At 70.3% G+C, this 17,043-nt stretch carries 23 protein-coding genes and 1 tRNA gene; 12 read left to right on the plus strand and 12 right to left on the minus strand.

The window, feature by feature from the left end; genetic code table 11:
- The coding region (locus FFK22_RS43455; protein ID WP_186002875.1) for a hypothetical protein at nucleotides 1–321 on the plus strand (321 nt) is incomplete at its 5' end.
- A 101-nt stretch (nucleotides 322–422) separates the two neighbouring features.
- Here the strand turns inward: FFK22_RS43455 and FFK22_RS37240 are convergent.
- The 4 genes from FFK22_RS37240 to FFK22_RS37255 form a co-directional block, all read right to left on the minus strand.
- Nucleotides 423–1,295, minus strand: coding sequence for a 3-hydroxybutyryl-CoA dehydrogenase (locus tag FFK22_RS37240; RefSeq protein WP_138893006.1), 873 nt, complete (start codon nucleotides 1,293–1,295; stop codon nucleotides 423–425).
- Nucleotides 1,296–1,446: 151 nt separating this feature from the next.
- On the minus strand, nucleotides 1,447–2,010 hold the full coding sequence (locus FFK22_RS37245; protein WP_138893005.1) for a cob(I)yrinic acid a,c-diamide adenosyltransferase: 564 nt from the start codon (nucleotides 2,008–2,010) through the stop codon (nucleotides 1,447–1,449).
- A 16-nt stretch (nucleotides 2,011–2,026) separates the two neighbouring features.
- The gene (locus FFK22_RS37250) at nucleotides 2,027–2,218 is read right to left on the minus strand and encodes a twin transmembrane helix small protein (RefSeq protein ID WP_138893004.1); all 192 of its coding nucleotides are present in this window, start codon (nucleotides 2,216–2,218) and stop codon (nucleotides 2,027–2,029) included.
- Between the two features lie 68 nt (nucleotides 2,219–2,286).
- Nucleotides 2,287–3,486: a hypothetical protein gene (locus FFK22_RS37255; RefSeq protein ID WP_138893003.1), complete on the minus strand. Its 1,200-nt coding sequence runs from the start codon at nucleotides 3,484–3,486 to the stop codon at nucleotides 2,287–2,289.
- Nucleotides 3,487–3,595: 109 nt separating this feature from the next.
- Between FFK22_RS37255 and FFK22_RS37260 the strand changes: the two genes are divergently transcribed.
- The gene (locus FFK22_RS37260) at nucleotides 3,596–4,474 is read left to right on the plus strand and encodes an NUDIX hydrolase family protein (RefSeq protein WP_138893002.1); all 879 of its coding nucleotides are present in this window, start codon (nucleotides 3,596–3,598) and stop codon (nucleotides 4,472–4,474) included.
- Nucleotides 4,475–4,530: 56 nt separating this feature from the next.
- On the plus strand, nucleotides 4,531–4,731 hold the full coding sequence (locus FFK22_RS37265; RefSeq protein WP_138893001.1) for an SHOCT domain-containing protein: 201 nt from the start codon (nucleotides 4,531–4,533) through the stop codon (nucleotides 4,729–4,731).
- Between the two features lie 3 nt (nucleotides 4,732–4,734).
- On the opposite strand, the gene FFK22_RS37270 is transcribed toward FFK22_RS37265, so the two are convergent.
- Both FFK22_RS37270 and gluQRS read right to left on the minus strand, forming a co-directional pair.
- The gene (locus FFK22_RS37270; RefSeq protein ID WP_138893000.1) at nucleotides 4,735–5,196 is read right to left on the minus strand and encodes a GNAT family N-acetyltransferase; all 462 of its coding nucleotides are present in this window, start codon (nucleotides 5,194–5,196) and stop codon (nucleotides 4,735–4,737) included.
- A 35-nt stretch (nucleotides 5,197–5,231) separates the two neighbouring features.
- Complete coding sequence (gene gluQRS, locus FFK22_RS37275) at nucleotides 5,232–6,089, minus strand: tRNA glutamyl-Q(34) synthetase GluQRS (protein WP_138892999.1); 858 nt, start codon at nucleotides 6,087–6,089, stop codon at nucleotides 5,232–5,234.
- A gap of 68 nt (nucleotides 6,090–6,157) precedes the next feature.
- Between gluQRS and FFK22_RS37280 the strand changes: the two genes are divergently transcribed.
- Nucleotides 6,158–6,847 carry an alpha/beta hydrolase gene (locus tag FFK22_RS37280; protein WP_138892998.1) on the plus strand — a complete coding sequence of 230 codons (690 nt, stop codon included), beginning with the start codon at nucleotides 6,158–6,160 and terminating at the stop codon, nucleotides 6,845–6,847.
- Nucleotides 6,848–6,965: 118 nt separating this feature from the next.
- Nucleotides 6,966–7,529, plus strand: coding sequence for an HNH endonuclease (locus FFK22_RS37285; protein ID WP_138892997.1), 564 nt, complete (start codon nucleotides 6,966–6,968; stop codon nucleotides 7,527–7,529).
- 24 nt (nucleotides 7,530–7,553) lie between these two features.
- Here the strand turns inward: FFK22_RS37285 and FFK22_RS37290 are convergent, their stop codons facing one another.
- The 4 genes from FFK22_RS37290 to FFK22_RS37305 are packed head-to-tail and all read right to left on the minus strand — an operon-like array spanning nucleotide 7,554 to nucleotide 10,104.
- On the minus strand, nucleotides 7,554–8,012 hold the full coding sequence (locus tag FFK22_RS37290; RefSeq protein ID WP_138892996.1) for a CreA family protein: 459 nt from the start codon (nucleotides 8,010–8,012) through the stop codon (nucleotides 7,554–7,556).
- A 5-nt stretch (nucleotides 8,013–8,017) separates the two neighbouring features.
- Entirely contained in the window at nucleotides 8,018–8,569 is a 552-nt protein-coding gene (locus FFK22_RS37295) for a demethoxyubiquinone hydroxylase family protein (RefSeq protein ID WP_138892995.1), read from the minus strand.
- A gap of 39 nt (nucleotides 8,570–8,608) precedes the next feature.
- The gene (locus tag FFK22_RS37300) at nucleotides 8,609–9,106 is read right to left on the minus strand and encodes a disulfide bond formation protein B (RefSeq protein WP_138892994.1); all 498 of its coding nucleotides are present in this window, start codon (nucleotides 9,104–9,106) and stop codon (nucleotides 8,609–8,611) included.
- A 41-nt stretch (nucleotides 9,107–9,147) separates the two neighbouring features.
- Nucleotides 9,148–10,104, minus strand: a complete 957-nt coding sequence (locus FFK22_RS37305) for a threonine/serine dehydratase (protein ID WP_138892993.1) — start codon at nucleotides 10,102–10,104, stop codon at nucleotides 9,148–9,150.
- Between the two features lie 91 nt (nucleotides 10,105–10,195).
- Between FFK22_RS37305 and FFK22_RS37310 the strand changes: the two genes are divergently transcribed.
- Both FFK22_RS37310 and FFK22_RS37315 read left to right on the plus strand, forming a co-directional pair.
- The gene (locus FFK22_RS37310; protein ID WP_221939146.1) at nucleotides 10,196–10,687 is read left to right on the plus strand and encodes an Lrp/AsnC family transcriptional regulator; all 492 of its coding nucleotides are present in this window, start codon (nucleotides 10,196–10,198) and stop codon (nucleotides 10,685–10,687) included.
- A 54-nt stretch (nucleotides 10,688–10,741) separates the two neighbouring features.
- Nucleotides 10,742–10,828: transfer RNA gene (locus tag FFK22_RS37315), tRNA-Leu, on the plus strand.
- A gap of 14 nt (nucleotides 10,829–10,842) precedes the next feature.
- Here the strand turns inward: FFK22_RS37315 and FFK22_RS37320 are convergent.
- Nucleotides 10,843–11,484, minus strand: a complete 642-nt coding sequence (locus FFK22_RS37320; RefSeq protein WP_138892991.1) for a TetR/AcrR family transcriptional regulator — start codon at nucleotides 11,482–11,484, stop codon at nucleotides 10,843–10,845.
- A 109-nt stretch (nucleotides 11,485–11,593) separates the two neighbouring features.
- Here FFK22_RS37320 and FFK22_RS37325 point away from each other — a divergent pair, with 109 nt between their 5' ends.
- The 3 genes from FFK22_RS37325 to FFK22_RS37335 all read left to right on the plus strand — a co-directional run bounded on the left by FFK22_RS37325 (nucleotide 11,594) and on the right by FFK22_RS37335 (nucleotide 13,639).
- Entirely contained in the window at nucleotides 11,594–12,421 is an 828-nt protein-coding gene (locus FFK22_RS37325) for an NAD(P)H-binding protein (RefSeq protein ID WP_138892990.1), read from the plus strand.
- A 33-nt stretch (nucleotides 12,422–12,454) separates the two neighbouring features.
- Entirely contained in the window at nucleotides 12,455–12,949 is a 495-nt protein-coding gene (locus FFK22_RS37330; protein WP_138892989.1) for a DUF1772 domain-containing protein, read from the plus strand.
- 111 nt (nucleotides 12,950–13,060) lie between these two features.
- Complete coding sequence (locus tag FFK22_RS37335; RefSeq protein ID WP_186002876.1) at nucleotides 13,061–13,639, plus strand: HPF/RaiA family ribosome-associated protein; 579 nt, start codon at nucleotides 13,061–13,063, stop codon at nucleotides 13,637–13,639.
- A 3-nt stretch (nucleotides 13,640–13,642) separates the two neighbouring features.
- Here FFK22_RS37335 and FFK22_RS37340 read toward each other — a convergent pair whose 3' ends face one another.
- The gene (locus FFK22_RS37340) at nucleotides 13,643–14,230 is read right to left on the minus strand and encodes a TetR/AcrR family transcriptional regulator (RefSeq protein WP_138892987.1); all 588 of its coding nucleotides are present in this window, start codon (nucleotides 14,228–14,230) and stop codon (nucleotides 13,643–13,645) included.
- Between the two features lie 290 nt (nucleotides 14,231–14,520).
- Between FFK22_RS37340 and pseB the strand changes: the two genes are divergently transcribed.
- The gene (gene pseB / locus FFK22_RS37345) at nucleotides 14,521–15,534 is read left to right on the plus strand and encodes a UDP-N-acetylglucosamine 4,6-dehydratase (inverting) (protein WP_306770235.1); all 1,014 of its coding nucleotides are present in this window, start codon (nucleotides 14,521–14,523) and stop codon (nucleotides 15,532–15,534) included.
- 26 nt (nucleotides 15,535–15,560) lie between these two features.
- Nucleotides 15,561–16,772 (plus strand): UDP-4-amino-4,6-dideoxy-N-acetyl-beta-L-altrosamine transaminase, encoded by a 1,212-nt coding sequence (gene pseC, locus FFK22_RS37350; protein WP_221939147.1) that lies wholly within the window; start codon nucleotides 15,561–15,563, stop codon nucleotides 16,770–16,772.
- The last annotated feature ends 271 nt before the right edge of the window (nucleotides 16,773–17,043 follow it).

Raw genomic sequence — 17,043 nt, forward strand, 5'->3', positions numbered from 1 at the left:
TCAGCCGAGCTGTGGGAACGGCTGATCGAGGACGAGGATCTCGACGCCGAGCTGGCGATTCTCGACCATCCGCTCGAGGAGGTCGTCATCCATCTCTGCCGCGACCTGGGCATCCGCCCGCACCCGGACTGGCTGGACCCGGACCATTCCGGCGCCGACGGCTGCGCGGCGAAGGCCGATGACTCTGGATCGTCGGGTTGGCCCGAGGACGGGCCGGACGCAGGCCGGTACTGGCGCTTCACCGAGCCCGGCTGGTACGACCTGGAAACCTGCAAAAAGCTGAGCCGCCCGCCCTGGGAGCTGAAGCCGAACAGCAGCTGAGCGCTGCAGCCCTGCGATGTGTCGATCACCTGCCCGCCCGGCCTCCCTCCCCGCGAGGGGATGGGACTGCCTTTGCTTGCGACCGGCGGCAGCCTCCCGGATCAGCGCGTCGGAACCGGCACGTCCTTGGAATAGTCGTAGAAGCCGCGCTTGGTCTTGCGGCCGAGCCAGCCGGCCTCGACATATTTCACCAGCAGCGGACAGGGCCGGTACTTGCTGTCGGCGAGGCCGTCATACAGCACGTTCATGATCGACAGGCAGGTGTCGAGGCCGATGAAGTCGGCCAGCTCCAGCGGGCCCATCGGGTGGTTGGCGCCGAGCTTCATCGAGGTGTCGATCGCCTCGACCGAGCCGACCCCCTCATAGAGGGTGTAGACCGCCTCGTTGATCATCGGCAGCAGGATGCGGTTGACGATGAAGGCCGGGAAATCCTCCGACACCGCCGGGGTCTTGCCCAGCTTCAGCGCCAGGTCGCGGATCGACTCATAGGTGGCGTCGTCGGTGGCGATGCCGCGGATGATCTCGACCAGCTTCATCACCGGCACGGGATTCATGAAATGCATGCCGATGAAGCGCTCGGGCCGGTCGGTCGTGGCCGCGAGGCGGGTGATCGAGATCGAGCTGGTGTTGGTCGCCACCATCGCCCGCTCGTTCAGATGCGGCACCAGCTGCTTGAAGATCTCGCGCTTGATCGGCTCGCTCTCGGTCGCCGCCTCGATCACCAGGTCGCAATCCTTGAACGACTGGTACTCGGCGGCGGTGTGGATCCGGGCCAGCACCGTCGGCTTCTCCTCGGCGGTCAGCTTGCCGCGGCCGATCAGCCGGTCGACATGGCCTTCGATCGACTCCCGCGCCCGCTCCAGGGCCTTCGGATCGGTGTCCAGGAGCCGGATGGTAAAGCCGCTCTGGGCGCCGACCTGGGCGATGCCGCTGCCCATTTGCCCTGCGCCGATGACGCCGATCGTCTGGATCATGCCTGGGTTCCGCTCCGAACGTCCCTGTCCCGCCGGCCGCCCGCATTGGTGCGGTGCAGCAAAGAGGTCGAACGATAGTGATGTCCGACAGAGCTTGTCAACGCGACTGCCGCCCGCGCAAGCATCTTGCCCAAGCGCTGGGCAAATGGGCTCACCGATGCGCTCCCGGGACCCAGAGGACATCCTCCTTGCCGTCGTCGTTCATCCGGCGGCCCAGGACGAACAGATGGTCGGACAGCCGGTTGGCGTATTTCAGCGCCTCGGGGTTGACCGCTTCCGTTGTCATCAGGGCCGAAACCAGCCGCTCCGCCCGCCGCACCACGGTGCGGGCGTGGTGCAGATGGGCCGAGGAGGCGCTGCCGCCCGGCAGCACGAAGCTGTTCAGCGGCGCCAGCGACGCGTTCATGGCGTCGATCTCGCGCTCCAGCCGCTCCACCTGCGCCGCCGTGACCCGCAGCGGCGGGCATTTCGGATCAGGCTCCTCCGGCGCCGCCAGATCGGCGCCGAGGTCGAACAGGTCGTTCTGGATCCGGCCGAGCATGGCGTCGGCTTCGCCTTCGGTGTGCAGCCGGGCCAGGCCGATCACGGCATTGGCCTCATCCACCGTGCCATAGGCCTCGACCCGCAGGTCGTGCTTGGCCACCCGCCGGCCGCCGACCAGCGAGGTCTGCCCGGCGTCGCCGCCGCGGGTGTAGATCCGGGTCAGCGAGACCATGGCCTGTCCGGGGCGCTCAGGCCGTCCACAGGGCCAGCACGAAGAACAGGATGGCCAGGGCCTGGAAGCCGATGCGGGCCTGCATCAGCTTGTTGCCCCATTTCCGGTTGAACGGCCCGTTCTGCGCCATGCCGAAGACGCCGGTGGCCAGCGACGCCACCACGCCAAGCATGCAGATCACGGCCAGGACGAGAAACACGATGCTCATACAGAGACTATAGGGCGCGTCCGGGGCGCCGCCCAGAGCGATTGCGCGGAACTGTCACGCCTGCGGGCTCAGCCTGGACGGCGCCGCGGCACCGGCACGTCCGTCGCACCGGCCGGCCGCGGCCGGGTCGCGGGCGGCGCAACGCCCTGGTTCGGACGGGCCGCGGCCACGACCGGCCGGGACCGCGGCGGCGGCACGGCGAAGGGCGCCGGCATCGTCGCCGCGGCGTCTGTCCGAGGCAGCAGCGCCTCCACCGCCGGGGTCTGGGCAAAGGCGGCAGGCGGCACGTTGATCAGCGATTCCGGCTCCTTCGGCGCGGGCGCTGCCGCCACGGGATTCGGGGCGGGCGAAGCGGCCTGCGCCGGTGCCGCGGGTGGAGCCTGCGCCACGGGCGCGGCGGCGGGTGTCGGCTCGGCCGGCGCCGCGGCGACCGCGCCGGGCTGGGTCGGACCCGGGCGCGGCAGCGGCGGGGGCACCGCCGGCGGCGACGTCAGCACCCGGAGGCTGGGATCGATCTCGACCACGGGAGGCGCAGCGGGCTGTGGCGAGGCCGTCGCGGCGGGCGCCGGGCTGCCGGCACCGGGCCTGGCGCGTGGGATTGGCGCCTGGGTCGGCCCGGCGGCCGCCGGTTCCGCGTCGGGGGCATCCGGTCGCGCCAGGGGCTTGGGGCCCTGGAACGGCGCCCGCGGCAGCGCCGCCACCTGAGTTTCGGCCGGCGGAGCCCTGCCGGCATCGGTCACGGGCGGCGGCGCCGCGCTGCGCGCCGGGGCCGCCGGCGCGGGCGTCGCCCCGGCCTCCTCGACACCTTCATCTTCGGAATTCTGGACCGGCCGCGACTGGGCCACCACCTTCGGCCGCACCATCGGCTGCTCCGGCGACGGGTCGACCGGCGCGGCCTGCGCCGCGTCGATCGAGGCGTTCAGCGCCCAGCGCTGGGCACCGATGCGGCAGCCCACCGCCTGGCCTTCCTGGCCCTGGCGACCGATGCGGAAGACGCGGCAGACGCGCGGCGAGGTCTGGGTCTTGATCACGGTGACGGACATGCCCGAGGGCAGGCGCTTCGCGGAGTTGGTCCGCTCGGTCTCGAGGATGCGCTGCAGCGCCCGCATGTCGTCGGCCGACAGGTTGCCGAGATCGACCGCCGCCGCGGCCGGCCCGGCCAGGGCCAGCAGCAACAGCGCCGCCGCCCCGCCTGTCGTCGCGATCCGACCGATCCCCAACTGCCGCACCCGCAACTCCTCCATCCTCGAACCGGCCGTCGCTGCCATGGCCGAAGTCGCGCCAAGGTAAGCCTTCCTGCCGCCGGTTGCACGCATGACCTGCCCCGGCTACAGGATCGCGGTTTCCCAGGCACCCGACATGGACTAGACCAAAGCCATGAGCCTGCTCGACCGAATCCGCACCTGCACCGCCCATGACCCCGCCCGGCTGCGCCCCTGGCGGATCGGCGGCACCGTCGCCGGCTGGGTGACCCCGCCCGTGGCCGATCTGCTCGACCGGCGGCCGGGGCCGCTGCGGCCGGACGGCAGCGGCTGGCGGCTGGACGAGCACCTGGCCGGGCCGGAGGCACGGGCCGAAGCGCTGGAGGAGATCACCGACCGGCTGATCGAGGCCGGGCTGGTGCACAAGCGACGGAACGAGCGCTATCCGGTGCTGGCCGAATGGGGCGCGCCGCCGCTGGCCACGGTCGACCGCGGCGCCGCCGTGGCGCTGGGCATCAAGTCCTTCGGCATCCATCTCAACGGCGTGGTCGAGGCGACGGACGGCCCGCTGCTGTGGGTCGCGAAACGCGCGGCCGACCGGGCGCTGGCGCCCGGCAAGCTCGACAACATCGTCGCCGGCGGCCAGCCGGCCGGGCTGAGCCTGGCCGAGAACGTGGTCAAGGAATGCGCCGAGGAAGCCGGGATCCCGCCGGAGCTGGCGCGACAGGCGGTGCCGGCCAGCGCCATCACCTACATGATGGAGACGGCCGAGGGGCTGCGCCGCGACACGCTGTTCGTCTACGACCTGGCGCTGGCGCCCGGCTTCGCGCCGCGCAACACCGACGGCGAGGTCGAGAGCTTCGAGAGCCGGCCGCTGGCGGAGGTGCTGGAGCGGGTGCGCGATACCGACGACTTCAAGTTCAACGTCGCCCTGGTCATCATCGACCTGGCGATCCGGCGCGGGATCGTGGGGCCGGAGGAGCCGGATTATCTGGCGCTGTGCCGCGGTCTGCGCGAGCCTACGGATCCACCCTCCGGCCAGGGTGCCGACTGACCGGAACAAACACTGCAGGATGGCGTTCAACAGCCATCGCCGACCCTGGAGATCCCATGCGAATCCTGCCGTTCGCCCTCGCCCTCGGACTGGCTCTTCCGATCGCCGCCTGCGGCGGCAGCAGTCATACGCCGCCGCCCGGCCGCGCCGGGGCGACGACGGGGCAGGAGCTGATCGACCTGGACAACGCCTACCGCCAGGGCGCGATCACCCAGGACGAGTACGAAGAGCAACGCGAGAAGATCCTCGACAAATAGGCGTCACAGCCGCCCGCGATAGACGACGAATCCGGAGCGGTCGGCCACCTGGTCGTACAGCCGCATCGCGGTCTGGTTGGTCTCATGCGTCTGCCAGTAGACGCGGCTGACGCCGGCCGCCCTGGCCTGCGCGTACACCCCCTCGATCAGTGCCTTGCCGATGCCCCGGCCCCGAGCCGCCGCGCTGGTGAACAGGTCCTGCAGATAGCAGGTCGGGCCCAGCATGGTGGTGCTGCGGTGGAACAGGTAGTGGGTCAGGCCGAGCAGCCTGCCATCGGCCTCGGCCACCAGCGCGTGCACCGGCTCATAGGCGTCGAAGAAGCGCGCCCAGGTGGCCCGCGTGATCTCCGCCGGCAGCGCGGTCTCGCCGACGCGGCCGTAGAACTCGTTGTAGCCGTCCCACAACGGCAGCCACTGATCGAAGTCGGTGGGGCGGGCGAAGCGGACAGTCGGTGCGGCGGTCATCTCGGCTCCGGAGTCGGTGGATTCCGCGGCCGATGCTAATCCGGAAATCCCGCCAGCGCCCGCACCTCCGCCGCAGACCTGCCCTCCGCCCGATAGGCGCGGATCGACGCCGCGTCGCTGCGCTTGGCCAGACGCTTGCCGGCCGAATCGGTCAGCAACGCATGGTGCCGCCAGACCGGCACCCGGTACCCGAGCAGCGCCTGCAGCAGCCGGTGGACATGCGTGGCCTCGAACAGGTCGCGGCCGCGGGTGACCACGGTGACGCCCTGGATCTCGTCATCGACCGTCACCGCGAGGTGATAGCTGGTCGGCGTCTCCTTGCGCGCCAGCACGACATCGCCCTGCCGCTCCGGCCGCGCCGCCTGCTCGCCGGCCAGTTCGTCGGTCCAGCCCAGCGACCCGGCGCGCCGCATCGCCTCGGCCATGTCGAGCCTGAGCGCATAGGGCCGGCCCTCGGCCAGGCGGTCGGCGCGCTCCTGCGGCGCCAGACGGCGGCAGGTGCCGGGATAGAACGGCGAGCCGTCCGGCGTGTCCGCCGGGCCATGCGGCGCGCTCTGCATCGCCGCGATCTCGGCCTGGATCTCGCGCCGGGTGCAGAAGCAGGGATAGATCAGCCCCTGCCCTTCCAGCACCGACAGGGCGGCGCGGTCGTCGTCCCAATGGTCCGACTGGCGCCGCACCGGCCCGTCCCAGTCGAGGCCGAGCCAGGCCAGATCCTCCAGGATCGCCGCCTCGAACTCCGGCCGGCAGCGGCCCTGGTCGATATCCTCGATCCGCAGCAGGAAGCGCCCGCCCGCCTGGCGCGCGCGGCGCCAGCCGGCGAGCGCCGAATGGGCGTGGCCGAGATGCAGGAAGCCGGTCGGGCTGGGGGCGAAGCGGGTCACGACGGTCATGGCTGAGACAGCTCTAAGGAAACCTGGCCGCGGTTGACAAGAGACGGCAGCGCCGGGAGAGATGGCGCATGGATACAACTCGCCCCTCTTCTGGCCGCCTTCTCTCCGGCCCCCGCCTCGCCCCGGCCAGCGGCCGCGCGCCCAAGGCCCTGATCGTGCTGCTGCACGGCGTCGGTGCCGACGGCCAGGACCTGATCGGCCTGGCGCCGCATTGGGCCCGGCACCTGCCCGAGGCCGAGTTCCTGTCGCCGGACGGGCCTGAGCCTTGCGACATGGCGCCCTACGGCCGCCAGTGGTTCAGCCTGCAGGACCGGACGCCCTCGGTGATGGAGGCCGGGCTGCAGGCCACGCTGCCGGTCCTGAACGGCTTCCTCGACCAGGCGCTGGCTGAACGCGGCCTGACCGATTCCGACCTTGCGCTGGTCGGCTTCAGCCAGGGCACCATGACCTCGCTCTACACCGCCCTGCGCCGGCCGCGTCCCTGCGCCGCGGTGATCGGCTATTCTGGCGCGCTGCTGGGCGCCCCGACCCTGGCCCGCGACATCCGCTCCCGCCCGCCGGTGCTGCTGGTGCATGGCGAGGACGACCCGGTGGTGCCTTTCGGCGCCATGGCCGTGGCGTCCCAGGCGCTGCAGGCCGCCGGGGTCGATGTCGAGACCCTGGCCCGCCCCGGCCTGGGCCACGGCATCGATCCGGAGGGGCTGGCCGCCGGCCTGGCCATGCTGCACCGGCATCTGCCGCAGGCCGGAGCAGCGTGACGAGATCGTGACATTTCCTGGGGTTTCGGCGCAGGATATTGCGGTCAAGTGGGTTTCTCCGTATACCCATGGCCATCCGCGGAGGGTCCGCGGACAGAGATGAAGGCGAAGGAGTGGGATGGTGTCTCCCCCACCCGACAACTGCCCGGCTCTCGTCCTCAACGCAGACTTCCGTCCGTTGAGCTACTTCCCGCTGTCCCTGTGGCCCTGGTACGAAGCGATCAAGGCGGTCTTCCTCGACCGGGTGAACATCATCGCCGAATACGACCGCGTGGTGCGCAGCCCGTCCTTCGAGATGCGGCTGCCAAGCGTGATCTCGCTGAAGGAGTATATCCCGACGGCGCGGCGGCCGGCCTTCACCCGGTTCAACGTGTTCCTGCGCGACCGCTTCAGCTGCCAGTATTGCGGTGAGCGCTTCCCGTCGCAGGAGCTGACCTTCGACCACGTCGTGCCGCGGGCCCGTGGCGGGCGCACCAGCTGGACCAACGTGGTCGCGGCGTGCTCGGTCTGCAACCTGCGCAAGGGGCACCAGATGCCCAGCCATTGCGGCATGCACCCGCTGACGCCGCCGCAACAGCCGACGACCTATGAGCTGCAGGAAAACGGGCGGGCGTTTCCGCCCAATTTTCTGCACCAGAGCTGGCGCGACTTCCTGTACTGGGACACCGAGCTGGAGCACTGAGCCCCGGCTCGGATCTCCCCTGCCCTACTGCCCCCACGGCATTACCGGCACCGCGGCGACGCTGTTCATCGGCGAGCCGTCGACCAGCTTGGTCGAGTAGGACAGGTAGACCAGCGTGTTGCGCGGCCGGTCGTACATCCGCACCACCTGCGTCTCCTTGAACAGGATCGACGTCGCGCTGTCGAACACCTCCTTCTGCCGGTCGATGCGGTCCGGCAGGGTGATCGGTCCGACCTGGCGGCAGGCCAGCGCGAAGCGCGACGGGTCCTCGGCCAGGCCGAGCCAGCCGGAGACGCCGCCGGTGCGGGCCTGGCTGAGGTAGCAGGCCACGCCCGGGATGTCGGGGTCGGTGAAGGCCTCGACGCAGACCTTGTGGTCCGGGCCGATCAGCTTGAAGGCGGTGTTGACGCAGCCGACATCCTCGGCCCGGGCGCCGGCCGCCGCCAGCAGCGCCGCCGCGGCGGCGAGAAGCGAAAGGCGCATCGCGCTCACACCCGTTCCGACAGCCAGATCGCGGTGCGCGTCGCCGCCTTCACCGCGCCGGAGAGCAGGCGGTAGCCCGGCGCCTGCTCGGCCTCGTGCTCGAGGCCGATGGCGCGATGCTCCAGCTCCTCCGCCCGGAAGCGCTCGATCACGTCCTTCAGCTCCGGCTCGTCCTCGCCCAGCGCCTCGGCTTGGCGGGAATAGTGGTCGTCGATCACCTCCTCGACCGCCACCGTGCAGGCCATCGCCGCGCGGTCGCCCAGCAGCGCCGTGGCGGCGCCCATGGCGAAGGCGCCGACATGCCACAGCGGGTGCAGCAGGGTCGGGCGGACACCGCGCTCCGCCACCAGCCGGTCGAAGGTGTCGAGATGCTCCCGCTCCTGCTCCGCCATATGCTCGATCACCGGCCCCTTGGGGCCGCGGCCGAGCACCGCGAGCTGGCCCTCATAGATCCGCTTGGCGCCGTATTCGCCGGCATGGTCGACCCGGATCATCCGGGCGATTCGCTCGCGCCGGGGCAGGTCGCCCGGCAGGGCTCGGCGGCGGGAGACGGTCATGCGGCCCTCGTCCCTCTGAACACTTTGCAATCCGGCATGTCAAACATGCCGGGCCGAACGCAGGCCGGCGATCAGGAGGACCAGCCCCGCGACCACCGACAGGATGGCGTTATACCCCGCCATCGAGATGCCGAACAGGACGAAGCCCGGCACGTCGCAGCGCACCACCGGCGCGTTCAGCAGCTGGTCGCGCAAGGAGCTGACATCGCCGGTGCCGAGGGAGATGGCGCTTGTGCAGGCGGTGAAGCCCGGCCACCAGCCATATTCGACCCCGGCGTGATAGGCCGCCAGCAGCCCGCCGAGCAGAATCACCAGGCCGGCGAGCAGCACCAGGACGCGGCGCGCCGGGCGAATCACCGCCGCCAGCAGCCCGAGCACGATCGCCCCCCCCCAGGGCCAGCGCTGGTAGAGGCAGAGCTCGCAGGGCTGCAGCCCGCCGAGATACTGGGAGGCGAGCACGGTGCCCAGCACGACGACGCCGAGGGCGGCCGTGAGCCAGGAGAGGAGGTCGAGGCGGCGCAACATGGCGCGGATCATGCCGTGCGCCTGTTGCGTCGCCTAGCGCCCAAATGTCGCGATCAGCCGCCCAGCAGCCGGGCCTGGAACGTCGCGTCGAGATTGCTGCCGGTGATCACGGTCGCCACCCTGCGGCCGGCGAAGCGGTCGCGATTCGTCAGCACCGCGGCCAGGCCGGCAGCGCCGGAGGGTTCCGCCATCACCCCGGCGGTGCGCAACAACAGCCGGGCTGCGTCGAGAATGGCGCCGTCATCGACCAGCAGGATCTCGTCGACGCAGGCCCGCAGCTGCGCCACGGCCGAGGGCACCGGGCGGCTGATCGCCATGCCATCGGCGATGGTATCGGTGCCTGGCGTGTCGATCGCCCGCCCGGCGGCGAAGGATTGCGCCATGGCCGGCGCGCCGCGCGCCACCACACCGACGATCCTGACCTCCGGCGCCTGCGCCTTGAACCAGGAGCCGATGCCGGTCGCCAGCGCCCCGTCGCCGATCTGCACGATCACGTCGTCGAGGTCGTGGCCGGTGAGCTCCTGCGCGATCGTGCCGGCGCCGGCGGAGATCACCGGATGGCCGCCATCCTCGACGAACAGCGCCCCGGTCTCCGCGGCGATCCGCCGGGCCAGGTCCTTGCCTGCCCCTTCATCCGGCTCGGCCAGCCGCACCGTGGCGCCGAGCCGGCGCATCGCCTCGAGCTTCAGCGGGTTGGCCCAGGCCGGCGCCAGGATGGTGGCGGCGATGCCGCGCCCGGCAGCCGCCCGCGCCAGCCCCTGGCCGAAATTGCCGCTGGAGGTGGCGACCACCGCGTCCGGCCTCGGGGCCAGCGCCGCGACCACCGCCTCGGTGCCGCGCCCCTTGAAGGAGCGGATCGGGTTCAGCGTCTCGACCTTCAGCAGGCAGGCGCAGCCCAGCGCCTCGTCCAGCGCGCCATGCGACATCGCCGGCGAATCGAGGAAGACGGGGTCGATCGCGGCCCGGGCGGCGAGTATCTGCTGCGGCGTGATCGGCGGCTGCGCGTCCATGGATCGTCTCCCGGTTGAGCTGCTGGGGACTCTAGTCGCCGGCGCCTCGACTGTTGTTGAAATCTCATGCGCCAGCGCGCAAAATTCTTGCGTGAGCACCAAATCCGCCCCCGTTCTCGACCGGCTCGATCACAAGCTGCTGGCGCTGCTGCAGGCCGACAGCGGTCGGACGCTGGAGGAGCTCGGCGACACGGTCGGCCTGTCGCCCAGCGCGGTGCAGCGCCGGATCGCCCGCTACCGCGCCGACGGCCTGCTGCTGCGGCAGATCGCGGTGCTCGACCCCGGCCGCCTCGACGGCGTGGTGCTGGCCGCGGTGTTCGTGATGCTGGAGCAGGAATCGGTCGCCCTGCACCGCGCCTTCAAGGACCGCATGCGGGCGGCGCCGGAGGTGCAGCAATGCTACGACCTGGCCGGCAGCCGGGACTATCTGGTGATCCTCGCCGTCACCGGCATGCGGGCCTGCCGCGAGGCCGTCGACCGCCTGTTCATGACCGACCCGAACATCAAGCGCTTCGACACCCATTTCGTGTTCGACGCGGTGAAGACCGGCCTGGCCCTGCCGACCGCCGGCGCCCAGGGCTGAAAGCTGCGCAATTTCGTTGACGGGAGTCCGCCGCCCCTTATGATGCTGCCCCGCGCGGGCGTGGCGGAATTGGCAGACGCGCTGGACTCAAAATCCAGTTCTGGTGACAGAGTGTCGGTTCGACCCCGACCGCCCGCACCACCTCCCTGAAGTCGTCAGCCCTTCCCCGCCAGCTCCCGCAGTGCCATGCGCTTGTAGGTCTCGACCAGCGCGTCGCCCTCCTCGCGGCCGACCGAGATGGCCAGCCGCATCGTCGCCTCGCCCAGTTGCATCACCAGGAAGGCGCGGCTGAACTGCACGGCCGGGTCCGCCCCGGGCTCGATCCGGGCCAGCACCCCGGCGAGGACCCGGCCGTTGATCCGGCTGTCCTCCAGGTCGATCTCACGCAGCCCCTTGTCGGCCTGCAGGCCCGACCAGATGTCGCGCATCACCGGCTCGGCCAGGAACAGCCCATAATAGGTGTCGATCAGCCGCCCGAAGGCGTCGCGCAGCCCGGCGGCATCGCGCACGTCCCGCAAGCCCTCCTCGATGCAGGCCCGCCCCTCGGCGTTGATGCGCTCGGCCAGGGTGCGGATGATCGCCGCCTTGTCCGGGAAGTACTGGTACAGCGAACCGATCGAGATGCCGGCCTTCGCCGCCACCTCGGCCATGCGCAGCGCGTCGCTGCCCTGCGCCGCGATCAGCCCCGTCGCCACCGCCAGGATCCGCTCTACCCGCTCGCGGCTGCGGCGCTGGCTCGGCGCCCGGCGCAGCGGGCCCGCTGGATCGGCGGCCGGGGTGTCGGCGGAGCTGGCCATGACGGTCCTCGCAAATCCTCTTGACGCCAAGAATATGAGTGATTATCACATTTACAAATATGACAAACACTCACATTGGGAGAGGATCATGGCGCCGTCGGCGAGTTCGATGCAAGAGCGCAAACTGGTCCTGGTCGTCGGCGGCACCGGCAAGACCGGGCGCCGCGTCGCCGAGCGCCTGGCAGCGCGCGGCATTCCGATCCGGATCGGCTCCCGCTCCGCCAACCCCGCCTTCGACTGGGAGGATCCATCCGGCTGGGCCGCGGCGCTGGATGGCGCCGGCGCCGTCTACATCACCTATTACCCGGACCTGGCCGCGCCGGGAGCGCCCGAGGCCGTCCGCGCCCTGGTCGGCCAGGCCCTGGCGCAGGGTGTCCGCCGGCTGGTGCTGCTGTCCGGCCGCGGCGAGGAGGAGGCGCAGCGGGCCGAGCAGGTGCTGCAGGCCTCCGGCGCCGACTGGACCATCGTGCGGGCCAGCTGGTTCAGCCAGAACTTCAGCGAAAGCGTGCTGCTGGAGGGCGTGCTGGCAGGCGAGATCGTGCTGCCGGCCGACGAGATCGGCGAGCCCTTCATCGACGCCGGCGACATCGCCGACGTCGTGGTCGCGGCGCTGACCGAGGACGGCCATGTCGGCCAGATCTACGAGGTCACCGGCCCGCGGCTGCTGACCTTCGCCGAGGCGACCGCCGAGATCGCTCGCGCCACCGGCCGCCCGGTCCGCTACACCCGGGTGCCGGCGGAGGATTTCGCGGCGGCGCTGGCGGAGCAAGGCTCCCCGGCCGAGGTCACCGAGCTGCTGCTGTATTTGTTCACCACGGTGCTGGATGGCCGCAACGCCTCTCTGGCTAACGGCGTTCAGCGCGCGCTGGGCCGCGTGCCGAAGGACTTCGCCGATTATGCGCGCGACACGGCCGCATCCGGCGTCTGGGCCGGCTGAGCCGCCCCCTGCCCCTGACGATGGAGAGCTGAGATGGGCGAGCGCCTGATGTCGGTCCTGGTCTTGCTGTCGGCGCTGGGCTCCGGCCTCGTCGGCGGCATCTTCTTCGCCTTCTCGACCTTCGTGATGGGCGCCCTGGCCCGCCTGCCGGCGCCGCAGGGTATCGCCGCCATGCAGTCGATCAACATCGTGGTGATCAACCCGCTGTTCATGGCCGCCTTCATGGGCACGGCGGTGCTGTGCCTCGTCGTCGCCGCCGGGGCCCTGCTCGGCTTGTCCGGCTCCCATCCCACCCTGGTGCTGGCCGGGGCCGTGCTCTACGTCGTAGGCAACATCGTGGTGACGATGACGGGCAATGTGCCGCTGAACAACGCCCTGGCGGCGGTCGACCCGGCCAGCACCGAAGGGGCCGCCGTCTGGGCCCGCTACCTGTCGACCTGGACCGCCTGGAACCATGTGCGCACGGCGACCGGCCTGGCGGCGGCGGCCTGCTTCACTATCGCCTGGCGCTGGCCGACAGCGGCCTGACCGCCCCCCTGCGCATCCGGTCGCGGCAGTGGAACTTCCGGCCATCCAAAGCGGTTCGCAAAGCGAGGGCAACAGCCCCTCGGACCGACGAATGCGATGGAGGCCCGACCCATGCAGAAGCCGTTACAGCTCTCGTTCAAGAACATCGAAGGATCGGAGGCGATGAAGGCGATGGTGCGCGACCGCGTCGGCCGGCTCGACCGCCTCTATCCCCATCTGATCGGCTGCCGCGTGGTGATCGAGGCCCCTCATCGCAGCGCTCAGGGCGCGCGGCCGCCGCTCGGCATTTCGGTCGAGGCCGAGATCCCGGGCAAGCCCATGATCGTGGTCAAGGACATGGAGGAGCGTCGCAACCCCCGCGACCACGCCGCGGTCGTCAACCGCAGCTTCGATGTTGTCGAGCGCCAGCTGGACGAAGCCGCCCGCATCATCCAGGGCGAGGTCAAGGCGCATGAGGCGGCCGGCGAGACCGGCACGATCATCCGCCTGTTCCCTGATCAGAACTACGGCTTCGTCGAGACGAAGCAGGCCGGCAGCCTGTACTTCACCCGCAACGCCGTGGTCGACGGCCGCTTCGACGAGCTGACGACCGGGGTGATGGTGCATCTGACCCTGGCCACCGGCGAAGGCCCGATGGGGCCGCAGGCCAGCTCGATCCGCCTGCTTGGGGCCGACCGCCGCGGCGAGTGAGGCCTAGCTCTTCCCCAGCCCGCCGACGATCAGCGCGGCCAGGGCCTCCGTGGCCCTGGCCGCGTCCATCCGGCCGCGCAGCATGTCGCGCGAGATCGCCTCCGCCGCGCCGATGAGGCCGACGCAACGGAGCTGCAGCGCGTCCGGCGAGAGGCTTGCATACGGCGCCAGCGCGTCCCGGTAGAAGTCGACATAGCGGTCCAGCAGCCGCTGGTGGAACGCCTCCATCTCCCCGTCGCCGCTCAGCGCGGCCGTGATCGCATGCGCCTCCGGCCCGACGGTGAGATAGCAGGTTATGTAGGCATCGCTCATCACCCGGGCGACATCCTCGAGCCGCCGCGGCGTGCGCTTCAGGGCCTGCAGCAGCGCCGCCACCTGACGGTCGTCGATGCGCTCGTACAGGGCGATGAGCAGGCCGGAGCGGGTGCCGAAATGCTCATAGGCGATCGGCTTGCTGACGCCGGCGCGCTCAGCGACATGGCCTAGGGTCAGCGCATCCGTCCCTTCCTCGCGCACGATCCCGAGCGCGGTGTCGAGCAACTGGTCGCGCCGCTCCGCCCTGGGCAGCTTTTTCGCAGGGGCTGGGCTCATCTGCTGATCCGCACTCCTCGGCCGAACCGGTCAGCCTCGGCCTCAGAATTACCATTGGTAACTTGCGAGATGCAATCCAGCGACCGGCGGCAAAGGGGCCGATAGCCCTTTCCGCGCGTGTGTCGCCACACGAGGGTTGCATTGCAAATTGGCATCTGCGCGGGTTATAGGCTGAAGCGTTCGCGTTGGGGGGGCCGCGCGGTTTTGGGGCCGGTCTTCCGAAGGTTTCGGCTGTCCGTCCGTTTCAACAGCGCTGGTGATTCATGTACCGTAGTTTTGATGACAATCTCGTGGATCTGAACGGCAAGGTCCTTTTCGTCACGGGCGGCACCGGTTCCTTCGGTCGCAAATTCGTCTCCACCATCCTGCAGCGCTATCGCCCGCGGAAGCTGATCATCTTCTCGCGCGACGAGCTGAAGCAGTACGACATGCAGAACGCCGTGCGGGCCGCCTACCCCGCCGAGATCCATTCCTGCATGCGCTTCTTCATCGGCGACGTGCGCGACCGCGAGCGGCTGGCGCTGGCCACCCGCGGTGTCGACTACATCATCCATGCGGCGGCGCTGAAGCAGGTCCCGGCGGCGGAGCACAACCCGTCGGAGTGCATCCACACCAACATCATGGGCGCCGAGAACGTGGTCTGGGCGGCGCTGCAGAACCGGGTCAAGAAGGTCATCGCCCTGTCGACCGACAAGGCGTGCAATCCGGTGAACCTGTACGGCGCCACCAAGCTGGCCTCGGACAAGACCTTCGTCGCCGCCAACAACCTGTCGGGCGACATCGGCACCCGCTTCGCCGTGGTCCGCTACGGCAACGTCGTCGGGTCGCGCGGCAGCGTCGTGCCGTTCTTCCGCCAGCTGCTGGAGCAGAAGGCGGACTCCCTGCCGATCACCGATGATCGCATGACCCGGTTCTGGATCACGCTGCAGCAGGGCGTGAACTTCGTGCTGTCGAACTTCGAGATCATGCGCGGCGGCGAGATCTTCGTACCGAAGATCCCGAGCATGAAGATCACCGAGATGGCCCGCGCCCTGGCGCCGGAGCTGCCGCACCGCATCGTCGGCATCCGGCCGGGCGAGAAGCTGCACGAGGCGATGATCGCGGTCGACGACGCGCATGCGACCGTGGAGCTGGCCGACCGCTATGTGATCGAGCCGCAATTCGGCGAATACACCCGCGCCTCCTTCCTCGAGCAAGGCGGCGGCAAGCAGGTCGCGGACCGCTTCAGCTACGGCAGCGACAACAACACCGAATGGCTGGACGACCGCGAGCTCTTGGAGATCCTGGAGCGGCACGCGAACTGACGGCCCGCGGTTCGGAGGCGATCACCGTGACCTTCCTGCCCTATGGCCGCCAGTATATCGACCAGGACGACATCGACGCCGTCGCCCAGGCGCTGCAGGCCGACTACCTGACCACCGGCCCGACGGTCGGGGAGTTCGAGCGCGCCTTCTGCTCCGCCACCGGCGCGCCCTTCGCCGCCGCCTGCTCGAACGGCACCGCGGCGCTGCACCTGGCGACACTGGCGCTGGGCCTCGGGCCTGGTGATGTCTGTGTCGTCCCGGCGGTGACCTTCCTGGCCACCGCCAACTGCGCCCGCTTCGTCGGCGCCGATGTGGTCTTCGCCGATGTCGACCCGGAGACCGGGCTGATGCGGCCGGAGGACCTGGAGACGGCGATCGCCCGGATCCCGCAGATCCATCCGGAGGGTCGGTTCCGCGCCGTGCTGCCGGTGCATCTGGCCGGCCAGACCGCGGCCCTGGCGCCGATCGCGGAGATCGCCCGCCGGCACGGCGCTTTCGTGATCGAGGACGCCTGCCACGCCCTGGGCACCGAATACGAGACGGCGGAAGGCCGGGTCCAGGTCGGCACCTGCGCCCATTCCGACCTCGCCTGCTTCTCCTTCCACCCGGTCAAGACCATCGCGCTGGGCGAAGGCGGCATGGTCACCTCGGCCGATCCGGAGCTGCAGCGGAAGCTGGCCCGGCAGCGCTCGCATGGCATGACCCGGGACCCCGACGCCTTCGTCAACACCGAGCTGGCGGTCGACCCTGCCCAGGCCGGGGTGAATCCCTGGTACTACGAGATGCAGGAGATCGGCTTCAACTACCGGCTGACCGACATCCAGGCGGCGCTCGGCATCAGCCAGCTGCGCAAGCTGGATTGGTTCAAGGCCCGGCGCCGGGCCCTGGCGGCGCGATACGACGAAGCGCTGGCGCCCCTGGCCCCCGTGCTGCGGCCGATCGCCAGGGCCCCGGGCTGCGACCCGGTGCTGCATCTCTACGAGGTGCTGATCGACTTCGCCGCGATCGGCCAGACCCGCGGCCAGGTGGTGCGCGCCCTGCACGCCAAGGGCATCGGCACCCAGGTGCACTACATCCCGGTCAACCGACAGCCCTATTACGAGGACATCTACGGCCGCCGCCCGCTGCCCGGCGCCGAATCCTTCTACGCAAGCTGCCTGTCGCTGCCGCTGTTCCCCGCCATGCAGGACGGCGATGTCGAACGCGTGGTCCAGGCGCTGCGCGAGGTCATCGGCTAGCTCCCGTAGGTTGAGTTCGCATCGAGAACCCAACATCCCGCAGCCCAACCTTACATGGGGGTCGAGAAGTCAAGAGGGCAGAGAGGGGTGTAGCGGTTAAGGCATGGCGAGCTCCAAGCCATTGTCCTTGTTCGACCGAGAGCCGTGTCTTCGTCCCGACCGCGAGATTGCCGGAGCGCCGCGCACAGCCGCGGTCCAGGCTGGCCGTGGCTCGCCTGACCGCCCGTCACCTCCATAGGTTCTACGTCCGATCTGCTACGCGAGGCTCTTA

The sequence above is a fragment of the Mycobacterium sp. KBS0706 genome (genome assembly GCF_005938675.2).
Lineage (GTDB): Bacteria > Pseudomonadota > Alphaproteobacteria > DSM-16000 > Inquilinaceae > Inquilinus.

Coding starts and splice junctions, on each gene's coding strand:
- FFK22_RS37240 (WP_138893006.1), bottom strand. CDS start 1,295: ATGATCCAGACGATCGGCGTCATCGGCGCAGGGCAAATGGGCAGCGGC.
- FFK22_RS37245 (WP_138893005.1), bottom strand. CDS start 2,010: ATGGTCTCGCTGACCCGGATCTACACCCGCGGCGGCGACGCCGGGCAG.
- FFK22_RS37250 (WP_138893004.1), bottom strand. CDS start 2,218: ATGAGCATCGTGTTTCTCGTCCTGGCCGTGATCTGCATGCTTGGCGTG.
- FFK22_RS37255 (WP_138893003.1), bottom strand. CDS start 3,486: ATGGCAGCGACGGCCGGTTCGAGGATGGAGGAGTTGCGGGTGCGGCAG.
- FFK22_RS37260 (WP_138893002.1), top strand. CDS start 3,596: ATGAGCCTGCTCGACCGAATCCGCACCTGCACCGCCCATGACCCCGCC.
- FFK22_RS37265 (WP_138893001.1), top strand. CDS start 4,531: ATGCGAATCCTGCCGTTCGCCCTCGCCCTCGGACTGGCTCTTCCGATC.
- FFK22_RS37270 (WP_138893000.1), bottom strand. CDS start 5,196: ATGACCGCCGCACCGACTGTCCGCTTCGCCCGCCCCACCGACTTCGAT.
- gluQRS (WP_138892999.1), bottom strand. CDS start 6,089: ATGACCGTCGTGACCCGCTTCGCCCCCAGCCCGACCGGCTTCCTGCAT.
- FFK22_RS37280 (WP_138892998.1), top strand. CDS start 6,158: ATGGATACAACTCGCCCCTCTTCTGGCCGCCTTCTCTCCGGCCCCCGC.
- FFK22_RS37285 (WP_138892997.1), top strand. CDS start 6,966: ATGGTGTCTCCCCCACCCGACAACTGCCCGGCTCTCGTCCTCAACGCA.
- FFK22_RS37290 (WP_138892996.1), bottom strand. CDS start 8,012: ATGCGCCTTTCGCTTCTCGCCGCCGCGGCGGCGCTGCTGGCGGCGGCC.
- FFK22_RS37295 (WP_138892995.1), bottom strand. CDS start 8,569: ATGACCGTCTCCCGCCGCCGAGCCCTGCCGGGCGACCTGCCCCGGCGC.
- FFK22_RS37300 (WP_138892994.1), bottom strand. CDS start 9,106: ATGATCCGCGCCATGTTGCGCCGCCTCGACCTCCTCTCCTGGCTCACG.
- FFK22_RS37305 (WP_138892993.1), bottom strand. CDS start 10,104: ATGGACGCGCAGCCGCCGATCACGCCGCAGCAGATACTCGCCGCCCGG.
- FFK22_RS37320 (WP_138892991.1), bottom strand. CDS start 11,484: ATGGCCAGCTCCGCCGACACCCCGGCCGCCGATCCAGCGGGCCCGCTG.
- FFK22_RS37325 (WP_138892990.1), top strand. CDS start 11,594: ATGCAAGAGCGCAAACTGGTCCTGGTCGTCGGCGGCACCGGCAAGACC.
- FFK22_RS37330 (WP_138892989.1), top strand. CDS start 12,455: ATGGGCGAGCGCCTGATGTCGGTCCTGGTCTTGCTGTCGGCGCTGGGC.
- FFK22_RS37335 (WP_186002876.1), top strand. CDS start 13,061: ATGCAGAAGCCGTTACAGCTCTCGTTCAAGAACATCGAAGGATCGGAG.
- FFK22_RS37340 (WP_138892987.1), bottom strand. CDS start 14,230: ATGAGCCCAGCCCCTGCGAAAAAGCTGCCCAGGGCGGAGCGGCGCGAC.